This window comes from Paenibacillus sp. FSL L8-0470 (genome assembly GCF_038008625.1).
In the GTDB taxonomy this organism is placed as follows: domain Bacteria; phylum Bacillota; class Bacilli; order Paenibacillales; family Paenibacillaceae; genus Paenibacillus_AQ.
In genome coordinates this window covers 4,443,294-4,458,402 of record NZ_JBBOZM010000001.1, presented here as the reverse complement: position 1 = coordinate 4,458,402, position 15,109 = coordinate 4,443,294, and the positions used below count along the sequence as shown (strand labels likewise).

The window sequence follows — 15,109 nt, the reverse complement described above, 5'->3', positions numbered from 1 at the left end:
ATGGCAAAAGCTAGCCAGCAGGGTCTCAGCGGCCGTCAAAAAGCGGCGATCCTGCTTATCACACTAGGCCCTGAGGTATCGGCACAAATATTCAAACATCTAAGAGACGAGGAGATTGAACAGTTGACTCTGGAGATAGCCAATGTCCGTAAGGTAGACAGCGGCGAGAAAGAGTCAATCATGTCCGAGTTTCACCAAATATGCCTCGCTCAGGAATATATTTCTCAAGGCGGTATTAACTACGCCAAGGAGATTCTGGAGAAAGCGCTTGGTTCAACCAAGGCTATGGAGGTCATTAACCGCCTGACGGCAACGCTGCAAGTCAGACCTTTTGATTTTGCACGCAAAGCTGATCCGCATCAAATATTAAACTTTATCCAGAATGAAAATGTACAAACCATTGCCCTTGTATTATCTTATCTGCAGTTTGAGCAGGCAGCTTCCATTCTTTCTTCGTTGCCACAAGAGAAGCAGGCTGAAGTTGCGAGAAGAATCGCGATTATGGATAGTACTTCACCAGAGGTCGTTACGCAAATCGAACGCGTGCTGGAGCAGAAGCTTTCTGCAACAGTAACGCAGGATTATACGAATGCAGGCGGTATCGAATCTATCGTACAGATCCTGAACGGTGTTGACCGGGGGACAGAACGTACGATTCTGGATTCCCTGGAAATACAGGATCCGGAGCTGGCCGAAGAGATCAAAAAACGGATGTTCGTGTTCGAAGATATTGTCAATGTGGACAATCGTTCCATCCAGCGCATTATCAAAGATATCGAGAATACGGATTTACAGCTTGCACTCAAAGTGGCCAGCGAAGAAGTGCGCGATGTTATTTTCCGCAACATGTCCAAACGGATGGCCGAAAGCTTCCGCGAGGAAATGGAATATATGGGTCCGGTGCGGTTGCGTGATGTTGAGGAAGCACAGACCCGCATTGTAGGCACGATCCGCAGACTCGAAGAGTCAGGTGAGATTATCATCGCCCGTGGTGGAGGAGATGACATCATTGTCTAAGCTGATTAAACATTCTCAATATGTTCCTGTAGATGTGCTTAAACGGCTGGAACAAGCCAGGCAGCATGCAGGGCTTGTTGAAGAACCGGCTCACGAAGAAACAGCAGCAGCAGGAGAGGTTCAATATCAGGACCCGGCCCGTGAAGAGGCAGAGCAAGCACGCAAGCAAATGCTGAAGGACGCTCAGGAGTTCGCTGAAGGACAGGTCCGGAACGCATCGCAGGAAGCAGAGAATATTGTGGAATCGGCACGGAATGAAGCTGAGGAATGGTGGAGACAGCGCAGGGAGCAGGATGAGCACCTTATAGAAGCTATCAAGGCCGAGGCGTTTCAGCAAGGGTATCAGGAAGGCGTCACACAGGCTGAACAGGATATGGTGCAGAAGCTTGCGGAGATGATGGAGGAAGCACGTAATGTTCTTCAAGAAGCATACCGCGGTAGAGACGTCATTATTCAGGAGGCTGAACCTTTCCTGGTGGAACTTAGCTGCAGTATCGCCGAGAAAATTGTGGACAAGCAGCTGACGGTTGAACCGCAGTTCGCACTGGATCTGATCCGCAAGAATCTGGCCCGCAAACGCGAGCAGGGACTTATCTCCCTCTGCGTTTCACCTGCACAATTCGCTTTCGTCAATGCGGCCAGGGAAGAATTGGCACTGGCGGTGGATTCGCAGGCCGAACTACAAATCCTGCCTGATTCCACAGTTAAGGATCTTGGCTGTGTGATCCGCTCTTCCTTCGGCAGCATTGATGCACGAATCGACACTCAGCTTGCAGAAATTAAGAAAGAGCTGGTTCGAATCGCATTAGACACCGAGGAGCACAGAAATGGGGAAGGCGATGCTTGACAGTGGGCGATATAAAGAACAGCTGCGTAATTTCGATCCTGTAAGAATTAACGGGAAGGTTACCCAGGTGATCGGGCTGATGGTTGAGTCAGAAGGACCGGATGCCAGCATCGGTGATGTCTGTTACATCTATCCTTCAAAAGGCAATAAGCCGCTGCAAGCTGAGGTTGTAGGCTTCCGCGATAATAAAGTGCTGCTGATGCCTCTTGGAGAATTGCAGGCGATAGGTCCCGGTTGTGATGTTGTAGGTACAGGCAAACCGCTGAGCGTTCAGGTTGGTTCCGAACTGCTTGGCAAGGTGCTCGATGGATTGGGCCAGCCGCTTGACGGCTCACTGATTCCGGCCCGGATGCCGCATAGCTCTACCTTCAATATTCCGTCCAATCCGCTGAATCGTCCCCGGGTACATGAGCCTATCAGTATTGGCGTCCGGGCGATCGACGGTCTGCTTACGATCGGCAAAGGTCAGCGGGTAGGGATTTTTGCAGGGTCCGGCGTCGGTAAGAGTACTCTAATGGGCATGATCGCCCGCAATACTTCGGCGGACGTGAATGTGATTGCCCTTATCGGTGAACGGGGCAGGGAAGTGCTGGATTTCATTGAACGTGATTTAGGGCCGGAAGGACTGCAGCGCTCGGTAGTTATTGTTGCCACATCCGACCAGCCGGCACTCATCCGGATCAAAGGTGCACTGATCGCCACAACGATTGCTGAATATTTCCGCGACCGGGGACTGAATGTGATGCTGATGATGGATTCGGTAACACGTTACGCTATGGCACAGCGCGAAGTAGGGCTGGCGGTAGGCGAACCTCCTGCAATGAGAGGTTACACCCCTTCCGTATTTGCCAGTCTGCCCAAGCTGCTGGAACGGGCGGGAACAGGGCCAACGGGTTCCATTACCGCTTTTTACACAGTGCTGGTTGACGGTGACGATATGAATGAACCCATTGCCGATGCTGTGCGGGGTATACTCGACGGACATATTGTGCTCAACCGGAATATCGCCAATAAAGGCCACTTTCCTGCAATTGATGTACTGGCCAGCATCAGTCGTGTAATGAAGGATATTGCTCCCGAGGAGCAAATTGACGCGGCCGAGAATGTAAAACGACTTATGGCGGTATATAAGGATTCAGAGGACTTGATCAATATCGGTGCCTATCAGAGAGGCTCCAATGCCCAGATTGATGAGTCGATGCATTATATAGACAGCATCTGGGATTTCACGAAACAGAAAGTTAACGAAAAAGTGACGCTGGCCGAGGTTCAACAATCATTAATTTCACAGTTCTCGAGGAGTTGATCAGCAGTGAGGTTCCATTATACTTTTCAAAAAGTTGTGGACTTGAAAGGCAACGAAAAAACACAGGCAGAGTGGATGCTTTCAAGTGCGCTCGGAGAATTGCAAGCCCAGGAAAAAAGTCTTGATGAATTAATCTCTCAGCGCAGCACACTGATGCTGTCCCTGCAAAGTGCAGCCGAACAAAAGACACCGATGGCCAAGATTCGAGAGATGCAGGATTACATGGATTATCTGGATACCTGTATCACCCGCAAGCATTTGGATATCCGCCGGGCTCATGTAGAGGTGCAGCATAAGCAGGATCATCTCAGCACCAAGGTCCTTGACGAGAAGGTCTGGCTGAAAGCCAAAGACAAGGCTCAAACTATATTTCAGCAGAATATGATTTTACGGGAACAAAACGAACTGGATGAGATGGCTACCGTCCGCTTCGCGATGAAATCCCTCTAACCCGGGAGGTTTCCGCTAGTGGCTAACAATGATATGGAATTTGAAAATGAAGAGTCAGCAGGTAAATTCGAGCGGTTTTTGTTCTTAATGATTCCGATCATATTCACTCTCGTACTGCTTGGTGTGTTGTTGACTCTATTTAATATGGATATCCGCAACAACGTGCTGGCAATCGGAAACAAGATCCCTTTTATCGAAAAGGTGATTCCTGATCCTCCCGCCGAACCGGGGAGCGAGACTGCAGCTGATCCTGAAGCGCAAAGCGAAGAGCAGGAGGCAAGTTCGGAAACAACGATCAAAAAACTTAAGGCCCAGGTTGCTGAGCAGTCCAAACAGCTGCAGCAGGTGACCGAAGAAAAAACGACTCAGCAAACACAGGTTCAGGCGCTCCAAAAGCAGATTGACGGTATGAAGGAAGAAGCTGCAGCTGCGGAGGTTGCTCCTGAGGAGACGGAAGATCCGTATGAAGTGAAGGTTGCTGAATTAGCCAAGCTGTATGCGGGCATGAAAGCCTCCAAGGCAGCTCCGATTATGGAAAATTTAACTACCGAAGAAATGGTTCAAGTTTTCAGCGCCATGAGTAAAGCCAGCAAAACAGCGATTCTGGAAAAAATGGATCCTAAAAAGGCTGCAGATGTCTCGATTAAGCTAAAAGAAACGACGGATTCTACCGATATGGCTATTGCAGCCCTTCAATCGAGGTTGAAGCAGAATGAGGCTAGTGTGGCCACAACAACTTCAAGCGCTAATCTCAATAAGGACAAGCTCAGCCAGACATTCACATCCATGCCTGCGACAGAAGCGGCAACCTTGCTTGGTTCCATGTACAGTATTAGCCCTGATAAGGTGATTACGATATTGAACACGGTGAGTGACAGTGTAAGATCCTCAATCTTAGGCGAGATGACGAAGAAAAATAGCACTCAAACTGCCAAAATTGTAAATCGGCTGATGGGTGGTAAATAACACTTGAAAGGAGGTGAAAAATAATGAGTTTAGTCGTTCCATCACTTTCTGGCGGTAACCTGACAACATCGGCAGGAACTTCTTCTGCTGCAGCCGGAGCAGCTTCAGCCCTTGGTGGAGCAACTGCTGCAAATGGAACAACAACGGCAATGCCTTTTGCCCAGACTCTAGTTCAGAGTATGACTGGAGGAATTGCAAAGGAAACAGAGACGCCTTTACTGGGCAACCTGGCTTCATTGCTGCAGGGTTTGCTGAATAGCGCAAGCCCGACGGGGGAAGAAGCTGGTCAATCGCTGGGCGGTAAGGATGCAGAAAGTTCCGGGAGCTCTAAGCAGCTGGAAGGGCTTTTGCAGGATATTGAGAAGCTGGATGACAACATCAGCGCTGACCCTGCTTTGCTCACTGCCCTGCAAGGCTGGCTGATTCAGGTATCGGCACTGCTGTCCGGCAGTAACAACCCTGCTGAGACTGTTGCAGCAAACATGGACATCGACCCTGCATCGGGCTTATCTCCGCTTGCCCAGAATTCAGAGACTGTGCGTTTTGTTGTTCAGGATGACCTTACTAGTCTAGTGAATCTGATTCAGCAGTCGTCCGTTACCGGGAATGAAAAAATTGCGGCCGAGGGCATTGAGATGTTGAACGAGTTCACGGTCATTATGGCCCAAGTTGCTGTTCCAGAAAATAAACTTAATTCAAAACCAGTTGTCCATGCGGAGTCATCAGCCCTAGAGAATAACGGTAGTGCTATAGAGTTAACTCGGGCAGAAACTTCTGTACAGGACAATAAAGCCAAAACGGTAGAGGCAACGATCCTTAGCAATACTCCTGCTGTGACATTGAAACAACAGGCAATGGCTGAGAATAACAAGCCTGTATATCATTTTGAAGCTAAGGCACCTGTACCAACTGTCGGCATTGCTGCCGCCACAACTGCCGCTAACGTTGAGAGCGCAGAGCCGCTTACGCCTGTAACAAATACGGGTGCTGCTGCGGCAGAGGTGATCACAACACCGGCCTCCAAGACTGGAGCGGAGATTAAACCATCCGGAATCTTAGAAGAAGCTTTGCCCGAGATCAATGGGACTGCAGATGAGAACAATGTCGTGACTGCAGGACAATTGTCGCTTAGAGGCGGTATCACAGCGCCGCTGAAGGCAGCGACAGTCCAAGTGCCCGTTCATCAATTTGCTCAAGAAATGGACAAAATGATCACGGGGAAACTTGAAATTCTAAAAAAAGGCGGGGTAGCTGAAGCTACAATTACGCTTTTTCCGGAAAATTTGGGACAAGTAGATGTTAAGATTACGATGCAAAACGGCAATTTGATTGCCCAGTTCTTGACTGAGCATTCCGGAGCCAAAGATATGCTTGAGCAGCAGATGAGTCAATTGCGCAGCGCATTGCAGTCTCAAGGACTTCAGGTCGAGAAATTGGAAGTTTCGCAGAATTCAGCGCTTCTTTCCCAGTTCAACGGGCAGCAGGGACGTCAATCGGCTTCCGGAGGGCAACAGCAGGATGGTCGCTCCAAGGAACGTCGTGAGGAAATTGCTGATGCGGTGCTTGCTGCAGAGCTTAATGGGGAATGGAAGGATTGGGTAGCAAACGGCCAGGAGGATATCCGTAACGAAGGCGGAGGCTTTTCAGCCAAAGCTTAATATTTTGAAAAAAGTGAGGTGAAATGAAATGGAATCAACGACTCCGATAACGACTACCAAAGATCAATGGAATTATGTAGTTCCTGACAGCAGCAAGAAAACAACAGGGAGCTCCGTCCTGGGCAAGGATCAGTTCTTGAAAATCCTCATGACTCAATTGCAGAATCAGGATCCCACGCAGCCTATGGAGGATAAAGAATTTATCGCCCAGATGGCTCAATTCTCATCAGTAGAGCAACTTATGAATATTTCGACCCAAATGACGGCTATGAGTCAGTCGCTTGGTTCGGTCTCCGGATTGATCGGCAAGGATGTCACCTGGACTGATACGGAAACCAAACTTCCAAAGACAGGAAATGTGGAATCCATCGTTGTCAATAAGGGTGTGCAATATGCAGTTGTAGGCACCGAGCGAATTGCCTTAACTGACATTACACAAATCCAGAATGCAGCATCTAAAGTGGAAACTGTGAGCGATAAGACTCAAGACGGCGCCGGGGAGAGCGGGGGGACAATATGAGCGACAGGTTGACTATAGGACAACTGTATCCCTCAAGTGTACATCCTCAGGCTCTACAGCGACAGCAGGCAGCAAAGAATACGGTCAAAACAGAAGCTTCATTTGAAAGTGTGCTTCAGCGGAATTTACTGAAATTCAGCAATCATGCCGCGAAACGACTGGAGCAACGGGGGATTGAACTTGGAACCCGTCAATTGGATGAGATCTCTTCGGCAGTGGATAAAGCTGCAGCCAAGGGTAGCAAAGAATCCTTGATATTAATGAAGGATATGGCTCTAATTGTCAGTGTGCCTAACCGTACTGTAGTCACAGCTATGGATGGAAGCTCTATGAAGGACAATGTGTTCACACAAATTGATAGTGCAGTTATTATCTCATAAACCGGCCGGTCCTATCGGGAGAGCCGGAGTGGACGCCGACCGACTGACGTGTCTACAGCTCAAATATAAATTACTTTATAAATTATGGGTCCGTTGACTCTATAATCCGGGAGGATATTAATCATGTTAAGATCTATGTATTCAGGCGTTTCAGGTATGCGCGGATTTCAAACCAAGCTGGATGTCATCGGCAACAACATTGCCAATGTGAACACACTCGGTTTCAAATCAGGCCGTGTAATGTTCAAGGACATCATGAGCCAAACTGTATCAGGCGTTACTGCTCCGGTTGATGGCGGTCAAGGCGGGGTCAATGCGCAGCAGATTGGCCTTGGAGTAAGCATCGGTTCCGTAGACACCATGCATCTGGCGGGCAGTGCCATGACTACCAACAATCCTACCGACCTGCGGATTGACGGAGACGGCTTCTTCGTGGTTAGACTTTCGGATGATCAAGAGACTCCTTTTCTGACCCGTGCCGGTGATTTCCATATGGATGCAGCCCGCAACCTGATCACTTCCGATGGACTGCATGTTCTGAATTCCGATAGCGAGGCTATTCAACTTGCTCCGGAGGTAACGGCGTTTTCAATTTCCAGCGACGGCACTATCGTACAGACGATGGCTGACGGAACAACAGAGCCGGGCGTTAGAATCGGTATGGCTAAAGTAAGCAATCCGCAAGGGTTGGAGAAAATCGGCGGCAATCTGTACCGCATGACGCTGAATGCGAATGCCGATGGCGAGCTTGTGATAACGACTCCGAATGATGCGGAAGCAGGTACAGGGAAAATCGTTTCCGGTCAGCTGGAAATGTCCAATGTCGATCTGACGGGTGAGTTTACTGAAATGATCGTAACCCAGCGCGGCTTTCAGGCGAACTCACGTATTATTACAACTTCTGATGAAGTCCTTCAGGAAGTTGTTAACCTCAAGCGTTAATTTTTAAACCATAATCATAAACTTGCTGTATTGTGAAGTCTTGGGGGAGGAACTCCTCCCCCTATTTTTGTTAGGAGGCCTGTTATGATTTCGGTAACAAGATTGAATGGAACGCCAATGTTTTTAAATGCTTTGCTGGTAGAAATGGTAGAGGAAGGCCCGGATACTTACATTACACTGGTAACCGGAAAAAGACTGATCGTGCTTGAAAAAGCCGATGAGGTCATACGTAAGATCCGAGATTATAACAGGGACATAGGCACATATGCTGCCACCATTAAAGTCCAGTCTATGGAGGAGCTCTCATGAAAAAGATGATGCCGTGGCTCATTACAATTTTACTTGCGGTAACACTCATCGTAGTAGCTGCATTTTTACTAATGGATAAGATCTTCCCAAGCGATGCGAATGATGTGAAAGCGGCAGTTCAAAATGTGGAAACCAACAGAATGAGTGCTGATCAAATCGTCGAACTGACGGCGCAAATCACCGATATCAAAACTAATCTTGCCGATCCCGATTACATCCTTTCAGTAGACATCGCGTTCCAATTGGATACAGCGAAGTCCAAGGAAGAATTCGAAAAGATAAAAGCTATTAAGATCACGCCGCTAATTATTAAGGCGATTGCCGATACCAAGCCAGAGGATCTGAATGGTGCTAGCGGCAAAGATCAAATCAGCAGCAAGCTGGTGAATATAATCAACAAGAATTTGACTGAAGGGTCTATAACCCAGATCGAATTCACTAAATTCATTATGGCTTCTATTTAGCTGCTGGCGGGTTTAATTGTTTGATGGGGGGTGATTGAATTGGTTGATGTACTATCACAAAATGAAATTGATGCTCTGCTTGCCGCACTTTCATCCGGTGAAATGGATGCCGACGAACTTAAAAAAGAAGAAACCCAGAAAAAAATCCGCTCTTACGATTTCAAACGGGCCGTGCGCTTCTCGAAAGATCATATCCGCAGTCTTACGCGGATTCATGATAACTTTGCCCGCTATCTTACGACGTACTTTTCGGCCCAATTGCGTACCTTTGTGCAGATCAGTGTCGTACAAGTAGAGCAGCTCCCTTATGATGAGTTCATCCGTTCCATTCCAAAAATGACGATTCTGAATATTTTCGAAGCGGAACCGCTGGAGGGACGAATGGTCATGGAGGTGCATCCGAATATTGCCTTCGCCATGCTCGATAGGCTGCTGGGCGGTTTTGGAACAGCACCAAGCAAGATTAATGCACTGACCGAAATTGAAACAACCATCATGGAGAGAATTTTCAGCAGATGCTTTGAAAGTCTACAGGAAGCCTGGAAGACGGTTCTGGATATTAATCCACGGATGGAAGCTCTGGAGACGAACCCGCAATTCATGCAGATTGTATCACCGAATGAAACGATTGCGCTGATCTCGTTAAGCACCAAAATAGGCGACACTACCGGGATGATCAATCTATGTATCCCTCATGTCGTACTGGAGCCGATTATGACAAGGCTGTCCGTACACCAATGGTTTGTTTCTGAGAAGAAGGTGCGGGACGAGGTTGAACTTGAATCTATCCGTTCGAGAGTTCACAGGGCGCAGCTGCCTATAGTTGCAGAGCTGGGTGAATCCAGGTTATCCATAGCTGAATTTCTCGGGCTTAGCGTCGGCGACGTAATCTCTCTCAATAAGACCGTGGATTCCGGGCTGTCGATCAAAGTAGGGGACAAGCTGAAATTCATCGGAAGTCCAGGGATGATTAAAGAGCGTGTAGCTGTGCAAATAGACGAGATTGTCAGTGAAGGAGCTGAAGAGTTTGACGAGTAAAGACTATTTATCCCAAGAAGAGATCGATGCTCTTCTCAGACAGTCCGCGGAAGGCTCAATGGAACCACAGGAAAAGACAGTTGATGATTACCTGACACCATTTGAGCAGGATGCGCTGGGGGAAATCGGTAATATTACTTTTGGCAGTGCAGCGACTGCACTTTCCACTTTGCTGGGTAAGAAGGTAGATATTACGACTCCGCAAGTGTCCATCATTACCCGCGGACAGTTTGAGGAAGCTTTTCCTAAGCCTCATGTTGCCGTACATGTACAGTACGTCGATGGTTTTCAAGGCATTAACTCATTGGTAATTAAGATCAGGGATGCGCAAGTCATTGCCGACTTAATGCTTGGCGGTGAAGGAGAACCGAAGGATGAAGAGCTGAATGAAATTCATATCAGCGCCGTGCAGGAAGCAATGAACCAGATGATGGGCTCGTCTGCTACCTCCATGTCAACGATCTTCAACCGGTTCGTCAACATCTCGCCTCCGGGAATTGATATCCTGAATATGTCGAGTGGAGAAGGGGTAGGCAGTCTTCCGGATGACGAAACCTTGATTCAAATTTCCTTCCGTCTGAAAATCGGGGATCTTATCGACTCCACGATTATGCAGCTTTTACCGGTTCAGTTCGCCAAGGATATGGTCAGCATGCTGCTCGGTGATGTCAGCCAGGCGGATCAGGAGGCGGCTGTGTCGACAGCGGATAAGTCTGCTGCACCAGCGCCTGCATCTGCACCTGCCCAGGCTCCTGCAGCACCTCCAGTGCAGCAGACACCGCCTGGACCTGGCGAAGTGCCGCCGCAATATCCGCCGCAGGGAATGCCGCCTTATCCGGGGATGCCTGAAGGAGGCTATTATTATCCACCGGCAGGAATGCCCGCTTATGGAGCGCCGGGCGTGCCGCCATATGGAGTACCGCCGCAGGGAATGCCTTACGGACAGGTTCCACCACAGGCGCCGCCTCTTGGACGCAATGTAAATGTACAGCCTGTTCAATTCGCTAATCTTAGCGCAGGAGCCTTTGGTAATATTGATGAAAATAATTTAAATTTATTGATGGACATACCACTGAGAGTGACCGTAGAATTAGGAAGGACCCAGAAGCAGATCAAAGATATTCTGGAAATGTCGCAAGGTTCGATTATCGAGCTGGACAAGCTGGCTGGTGAGCCTGTTGACATTCTGGTGAACAACAAGCTCATTGCCAAGGGTGAAGTCGTAGTTATCGACGAAAACTTCGGAGTTCGCGTTACGGATATCGTCAGCCAGTGGGACCGAATTCAAAAATTACAATAAGCATACTTAGGGAGGATTTTTTAAAAATGGCTAACCGAATTCTAATCGTGGACGATGCAGCATTTATGAGAATGATGATCCGGGATATTTTGTCAAAGAACGGATTTGAGGTAGTGGGTGAAGCCCAGGACGGTTCGCAGGCTATTGAGAAGTTTAAAGAACTGCGTCCGGATCTGATCACGATGGATATTACCATGCCTGAAATGGACGGAATTGCCGCCCTTAAAGAAATTAAAAAAGTAGATGCCAATGCCAAGGTAATCATGTGTTCAGCCATGGGTCAGCAGGCTATGGTCATTGACGCGATTCAAGCGGGTGCCAAGGACTTTATTGTTAAACCGTTCCAGGCTGACCGTGTTATTGAAGCGATCAACAAAACGCTGGGCGTGTAGGAATCAGACATGCCGGCTAACAGCGAACCGCTGGGAAACAGTAACCCCCTGCTGAGTTTACTCAACGTTATTTTTGTCCTTGCGGCAATCGTCATTCTAATAGTGCTGCTGATCCGTTTTCTTGGCCGCCGCAATCAGACGTTAATGAGCGGGCGCTCCATCCGAACGCTGGGTGCGCTCGGACTGGGCCCCAATAAGTCTGTGCAGATTATTGAAATCGGCGGCAGCCTTTACATGATTGGGGTCGGTGAGAATATATCCATGCTGGATAAAATCACGGACCCGGCGGAAGTGGCACTTATCATTTCTACGTTTGAAGAAGAGTCGTCAGGACAGAACAACTTTCTGGTGCCGCTCATTTCCAAAATCAAAGCCAAGGTGCGCGGTGAGGTTCCATCTCAGGAAATCGAACTTAGTGAAACATCCTCTTTTTATGAGACCCTGCAATCCAAGCTTGCACTTGCACCTGAGCGCAACGAAAAGATGGAAGAGCTTCTCCGGGATGATGCACTTAAAGATGAGTCGAGGGATTTATGAAAAAAAAGCTGATTCTTTCATTTCTGCTGCTCGGTATGTTCAGTGTTTTGCTTTTGCATCCGATACACGCAGATCCTATACCGAACATTAATATTCAAGTAGGCGACAGTAACGGCTCAAGCAGCGGGGGGACCAGTTCCATCTCTATTCTGCTACTTGTGACAGTTCTGAGTGTAGCCCCGGCTTTTCTTGTTCTAATGACCAGCTTCACACGGATCGTCATCGTATTGGGTTTCGTCAGAACCTCACTCGGTACACAGCAGATGCCTCCGAACCAAGTGCTTGTAGGATTGGCGCTTTTTCTTACTCTCTTCATAATGTCGCCTACACTTGCACAGGTGAATGAAACGGCGCTGCAGCCGTACATGAAAGGTACCTTAACTCAGTCCGAAGCGCTTAATAAAGCAGCCGAACCGATGAAGGAATTCATGTTCAAACAGACGAACACCAAAGATCTGCTTTTGTTTATGAATTACACGGGCAACAATGCCACGGTCAAACCCGCCACGTACAATGATATTCCGTTGACAGTGATGGTGCCGGCTTTTGCCATTGGTGAAATGAAAAAGGCGTTTACAATGGGCTTCATGATTTTTATACCTTTTCTGATCATTGATATTGTAGTTTCGAGTACACTGATGGCCATGGGGATGATGATGTTGCCTCCGGTCATGATTTCATTACCGTTCAAAATAATGCTCTTCGTACTGGTAGACGGCTGGTACTTAGTTGTAAAATCACTGCTGATGAGTTTTAACACCTGACGTATAAGAGGAGGCATAAGGGATGAATACGGAGTTTATTATCGGTCTAGCCGGCCAAGCCGTATATTTGGTGCTGGAAACAAGCGCTCCCATGCTGATTCTTGGTCTGGTGGTAGGACTGATAGTCAGTATTTTCCAAGCTACAACCCAGATTCAGGAGCAGACGCTTGCGTTCGTTCCCAAAATCGTCGCCGTACTGCTTGCATTACTGCTGTTCGGCCCTTGGATCATTACGAAGCTGGTAGACTTCACCAGTCAAATTTTGGGCAGTCTCTACATGTATATCGGTTAAGACTATGGATATGGAGACCCTTCTGCAAAGTTTTCCCGTCTTTCTGTTGATTTTTTGTCGAATTTCCGCTTTTTTTGTTGTAATACCAGTGTTTTCTTCTCAGAGTCTGCCGGCAACTTTCAAAATCGGATTGTCCTTTTTTGTCGCCTTAGTTGTCTTCAGCTCAAGGGGGACCGGCATTGTTGTTCCGCAGGACCTCACCTACATTCTGCTAGTGGCCAGGGAAGCGTTGATAGGTTTGCTGCTCGGGTTCATCGGCTATCTGATGTTTATGACGATTCAGACGGCCGGCTCCTTCATTGATATTCAAATCGGATTTGGGATCGCCAACGTCATTGACCCAATGACTGGAGCATCGGCCCCAATCATAGGTAACTTTAAGTACATGATCGCCCTGCTGCTGTTTCTGAGCATGAATGGACATCATTACTTGCTGAATGCGATCGTATACAGCTATAACTGGGTACCTCTAGACAACGATTTGTTTGTCAAAATGATCAATGGCAGCCTTTCAGAATTTCTGGTCCGCTCTTTTGCCCAATCTTTTATGCTGGCCTTTCAAATGTCGGCACCTTTGGTTACCGCGCTGTTTCTTACGGATATCGGTTTAGCCTTTCTGGCAAGAACCGCTCCGCAATATAATGTATTCGTCATCGGGGTACCGCTCAAAATTATTATAGGTCTCGCGCTGCTTCTTATTCTGATGCCGAGTCTGGCTGCCTTGTTCCAGAATCTCTTCGACATTATGTTTGAGTCCATGCAAAATTTGCTGGGGCTTATGGGGAAGAGTCCTTAGGTGACTGTAAGGAGAGAGTGTAATGCCGAAGCCGAAACGATATAAACTGGATCTTCAGCATTTTGGGGGGGACAAGACAGAGAAAGCCACCCCGAAAAAACGTCAGGATGCCCGTAAAAAGGGTCAGGTAGCCAAAAGTGCCGAACTTTCCGGTGCGGTTGTATTATTTTCGGCGCTGCTTAGTCTGACGATGTTCGGAAGTTTCATGAAAGAACGTTTTATGAGTTTGTATATGGATGTTTTTCAGAATCGCATGATGATGGAAGTAACAGCGGAAAATGTGTCCAAGATGTTCAACGAGTATGGTCTGCAGATACTGATTCTGCTGGCCCCGCTGCTCGGGATTACCTTCTTACTCGCACTAGTCGTAAATTTTGCACAGGTTGGCTTTATGGCCTCAGGTGAGGGGATTACGCCTAAGTTCAGCAAGATTAATCCAATCAAGGGGTTCAAAAATATATTTTCCATGCGTTCGTTTGTGGAATTCCTGAAATCGGTTTTTAAACTGGTGCTGATTGCCTATCTGGTTTACAGCACGCTTTGGGGAGAGAAAGAGAGTTTTGCTGCTCTTTCACATGTGAATGCGGAGGGTGTATACCGTTTCACTGCAAAGATGACCATGAACCTTGGCATCAAAATAGCAGCTGTATTGTTTATTATGGCAGTTCTTGATTATATGTACCAGAAGTACGAACATGAAAAAAGTCTGAAAATGTCCAAGCAGGACATTAAAGATGAATACAAAAAGATGGAGGGCGATCCCTTAATTAAAGGAAAGATCAGGGAGCGCCAACGCCGAATGGCAATGCAGCGGATGATGCAGGAAGTGCCAAAGGCGGATGTGATCATTACGAATCCTACGCACTTTGCCGTTGCCCTTAAATATGACGGTTCCAAAATGGAGGCTCCGCAGATTATAGCCAAAGGCCAGGATTATGTGGCGCTCCGCATTCGAGAGCTGGCTAAGGAGCATGGTGTTGTGACTATGGAGAACAAGCCGCTGGCACGGGCATTATTCCAAAGAGCAGAAATTGGCGATGTCGTTCCTGCCGATCTGTTCCAGGCGGTTGCCGAAGTGCTGGCCTATGTATACAAGCTTAAAGGTAAGAGGAGATAAGCCGGGGGAGGTAA

The 15,109-nt window shown here is 47.9% G+C and carries 19 protein-coding genes; all 19 read left to right on the top strand.

The features are described 5' to 3' along the window. The 19 genes from fliG to flhB all read left to right on the top strand — a co-directional run bounded on the left by fliG (position 1) and on the right by flhB (position 15,095). Positions 1 to 1,017, top strand: coding sequence for a flagellar motor switch protein FliG (gene fliG, locus NST99_RS20135; protein ID WP_341093995.1), 1,017 nt, complete (start codon positions 1 to 3; stop codon positions 1,015 to 1,017). Further along, positions 1,010 to 1,864: a FliH/SctL family protein gene (locus NST99_RS20130; protein ID WP_341093994.1), complete on the top strand. Its 855-nt coding sequence runs from the start codon at positions 1,010 to 1,012 to the stop codon at positions 1,862 to 1,864. Before fliG ends, NST99_RS20130 begins: the two co-directional genes overlap by 8 nt. Further along, positions 1,857 to 3,170: a flagellar protein export ATPase FliI gene (gene fliI / locus NST99_RS20125; RefSeq protein ID WP_038600094.1), complete on the top strand. Its 1,314-nt coding sequence runs from the start codon at positions 1,857 to 1,859 to the stop codon at positions 3,168 to 3,170. Before NST99_RS20130 ends, fliI begins: the two co-directional genes overlap by 8 nt. Positions 3,171 to 3,176: 6 nt before the next feature. Then, positions 3,177 to 3,620 carry a flagellar export protein FliJ gene (gene fliJ / locus NST99_RS20120; RefSeq protein WP_341093992.1) on the top strand — a complete coding sequence of 148 codons (444 nt, stop codon included), beginning with the start codon at positions 3,177 to 3,179 and terminating at the stop codon, positions 3,618 to 3,620. 18 nt (positions 3,621 to 3,638) lie between these two features. Beyond that, positions 3,639 to 4,586 (top strand): MotE family protein, encoded by a 948-nt coding sequence (locus NST99_RS20115; protein ID WP_341093991.1) that lies wholly within the window; start codon positions 3,639 to 3,641, stop codon positions 4,584 to 4,586. 23 nt (positions 4,587 to 4,609) lie between these two features. Beyond that, a complete protein-coding gene (locus tag NST99_RS20110; RefSeq protein ID WP_341093990.1) occupies positions 4,610 to 6,244 on the top strand; it encodes a flagellar hook-length control protein FliK in 1,635 nt (544 codons plus the stop codon). Positions 6,245 to 6,272: 28 nt separating this feature from the next. After that, positions 6,273 to 6,764, top strand: a complete 492-nt coding sequence (gene flgD, locus NST99_RS20105; protein WP_341093989.1) for a flagellar hook assembly protein FlgD — start codon at positions 6,273 to 6,275, stop codon at positions 6,762 to 6,764. Continuing rightward, positions 6,761 to 7,144, top strand: coding sequence for a TIGR02530 family flagellar biosynthesis protein (locus NST99_RS20100; protein ID WP_076110103.1), 384 nt, complete (start codon positions 6,761 to 6,763; stop codon positions 7,142 to 7,144). Before flgD ends, NST99_RS20100 begins: the two co-directional genes overlap by 4 nt. Positions 7,145 to 7,267: 123 nt before the next feature. Continuing rightward, positions 7,268 to 8,086: a flagellar basal body rod protein FlgG gene (gene flgG, locus NST99_RS20095; protein WP_341093988.1), complete on the top strand. Its 819-nt coding sequence runs from the start codon at positions 7,268 to 7,270 to the stop codon at positions 8,084 to 8,086. 84 nt (positions 8,087 to 8,170) lie between these two features. Then, positions 8,171 to 8,395, top strand: a complete 225-nt coding sequence (locus tag NST99_RS20090) for a flagellar FlbD family protein (protein WP_038593507.1) — start codon at positions 8,171 to 8,173, stop codon at positions 8,393 to 8,395. After that, positions 8,392 to 8,859 (top strand): flagellar basal body-associated FliL family protein, encoded by a 468-nt coding sequence (locus NST99_RS20085; RefSeq protein WP_038593503.1) that lies wholly within the window; start codon positions 8,392 to 8,394, stop codon positions 8,857 to 8,859. Before NST99_RS20090 ends, NST99_RS20085 begins: the two co-directional genes overlap by 4 nt. Before the next feature lie 39 nt (positions 8,860 to 8,898). Then, the gene (gene fliM, locus NST99_RS20080) at positions 8,899 to 9,897 is read left to right on the top strand and encodes a flagellar motor switch protein FliM (protein ID WP_038593500.1); all 999 of its coding nucleotides are present in this window, start codon (positions 8,899 to 8,901) and stop codon (positions 9,895 to 9,897) included. Further along, positions 9,887 to 11,197 (top strand): flagellar motor switch phosphatase FliY, encoded by a 1,311-nt coding sequence (fliY, locus tag NST99_RS20075; RefSeq protein ID WP_341093987.1) that lies wholly within the window; start codon positions 9,887 to 9,889, stop codon positions 11,195 to 11,197. Before fliM ends, fliY begins: the two co-directional genes overlap by 11 nt. A 26-nt stretch (positions 11,198 to 11,223) precedes the next feature. Beyond that, entirely contained in the window at positions 11,224 to 11,589 is a 366-nt protein-coding gene (locus NST99_RS20070; protein ID WP_019910416.1) for a response regulator, read from the top strand. 9 nt (positions 11,590 to 11,598) lie between these two features. Next, the gene (locus tag NST99_RS20065) at positions 11,599 to 12,126 is read left to right on the top strand and encodes a flagellar biosynthetic protein FliO (protein WP_341093986.1); all 528 of its coding nucleotides are present in this window, start codon (positions 11,599 to 11,601) and stop codon (positions 12,124 to 12,126) included. Further along, entirely contained in the window at positions 12,123 to 12,890 is a 768-nt protein-coding gene (fliP, locus tag NST99_RS20060) for a flagellar type III secretion system pore protein FliP (protein WP_076110099.1), read from the top strand. The genes NST99_RS20065 and fliP overlap by 4 nt, the downstream gene beginning before the upstream one ends. Before the next feature lie 22 nt (positions 12,891 to 12,912). Then, entirely contained in the window at positions 12,913 to 13,182 is a 270-nt protein-coding gene (fliQ, locus tag NST99_RS20055; RefSeq protein ID WP_038593488.1) for a flagellar biosynthesis protein FliQ, read from the top strand. A gap of 10 nt (positions 13,183 to 13,192) precedes the next feature. Beyond that, on the top strand, positions 13,193 to 13,978 hold the full coding sequence (fliR, locus tag NST99_RS20050; protein ID WP_038600090.1) for a flagellar biosynthetic protein FliR: 786 nt from the start codon (positions 13,193 to 13,195) through the stop codon (positions 13,976 to 13,978). Between the two features lie 22 nt (positions 13,979 to 14,000). Beyond that, positions 14,001 to 15,095, top strand: a complete 1,095-nt coding sequence (flhB, locus tag NST99_RS20045) for a flagellar biosynthesis protein FlhB (protein WP_341093985.1) — start codon at positions 14,001 to 14,003, stop codon at positions 15,093 to 15,095. Positions 15,096 to 15,109: the final 14 nt, after the last annotated feature.

Coding starts and splice junctions, on each gene's coding strand:
- NST99_RS20085 (WP_038593503.1), top strand. CDS start 8,392: ATGAAAAAGATGATGCCGTGGCTCATTACAATTTTACTTGCGGTAACA.
- flgG (WP_341093988.1), top strand. CDS start 7,268: ATGTTAAGATCTATGTATTCAGGCGTTTCAGGTATGCGCGGATTTCAA.
- fliR (WP_038600090.1), top strand. CDS start 13,193: ATGGAGACCCTTCTGCAAAGTTTTCCCGTCTTTCTGTTGATTTTTTGT.
- flhB (WP_341093985.1), top strand. CDS start 14,001: ATGCCGAAGCCGAAACGATATAAACTGGATCTTCAGCATTTTGGGGGG.
- fliP (WP_076110099.1), top strand. CDS start 12,123: ATGAAAAAAAAGCTGATTCTTTCATTTCTGCTGCTCGGTATGTTCAGT.
- NST99_RS20100 (WP_076110103.1), top strand. CDS start 6,761: ATGAGCGACAGGTTGACTATAGGACAACTGTATCCCTCAAGTGTACAT.
- NST99_RS20070 (WP_019910416.1), top strand. CDS start 11,224: ATGGCTAACCGAATTCTAATCGTGGACGATGCAGCATTTATGAGAATG.
- flgD (WP_341093989.1), top strand. CDS start 6,273: ATGGAATCAACGACTCCGATAACGACTACCAAAGATCAATGGAATTAT.
- fliQ (WP_038593488.1), top strand. CDS start 12,913: ATGAATACGGAGTTTATTATCGGTCTAGCCGGCCAAGCCGTATATTTG.
- NST99_RS20110 (WP_341093990.1), top strand. CDS start 4,610: ATGAGTTTAGTCGTTCCATCACTTTCTGGCGGTAACCTGACAACATCG.
- NST99_RS20065 (WP_341093986.1), top strand. CDS start 11,599: ATGCCGGCTAACAGCGAACCGCTGGGAAACAGTAACCCCCTGCTGAGT.
- fliI (WP_038600094.1), top strand. CDS start 1,857: ATGCTTGACAGTGGGCGATATAAAGAACAGCTGCGTAATTTCGATCCT.
- NST99_RS20090 (WP_038593507.1), top strand. CDS start 8,171: ATGATTTCGGTAACAAGATTGAATGGAACGCCAATGTTTTTAAATGCT.
- fliG (WP_341093995.1), top strand. CDS start 1: ATGGCAAAAGCTAGCCAGCAGGGTCTCAGCGGCCGTCAAAAAGCGGCG.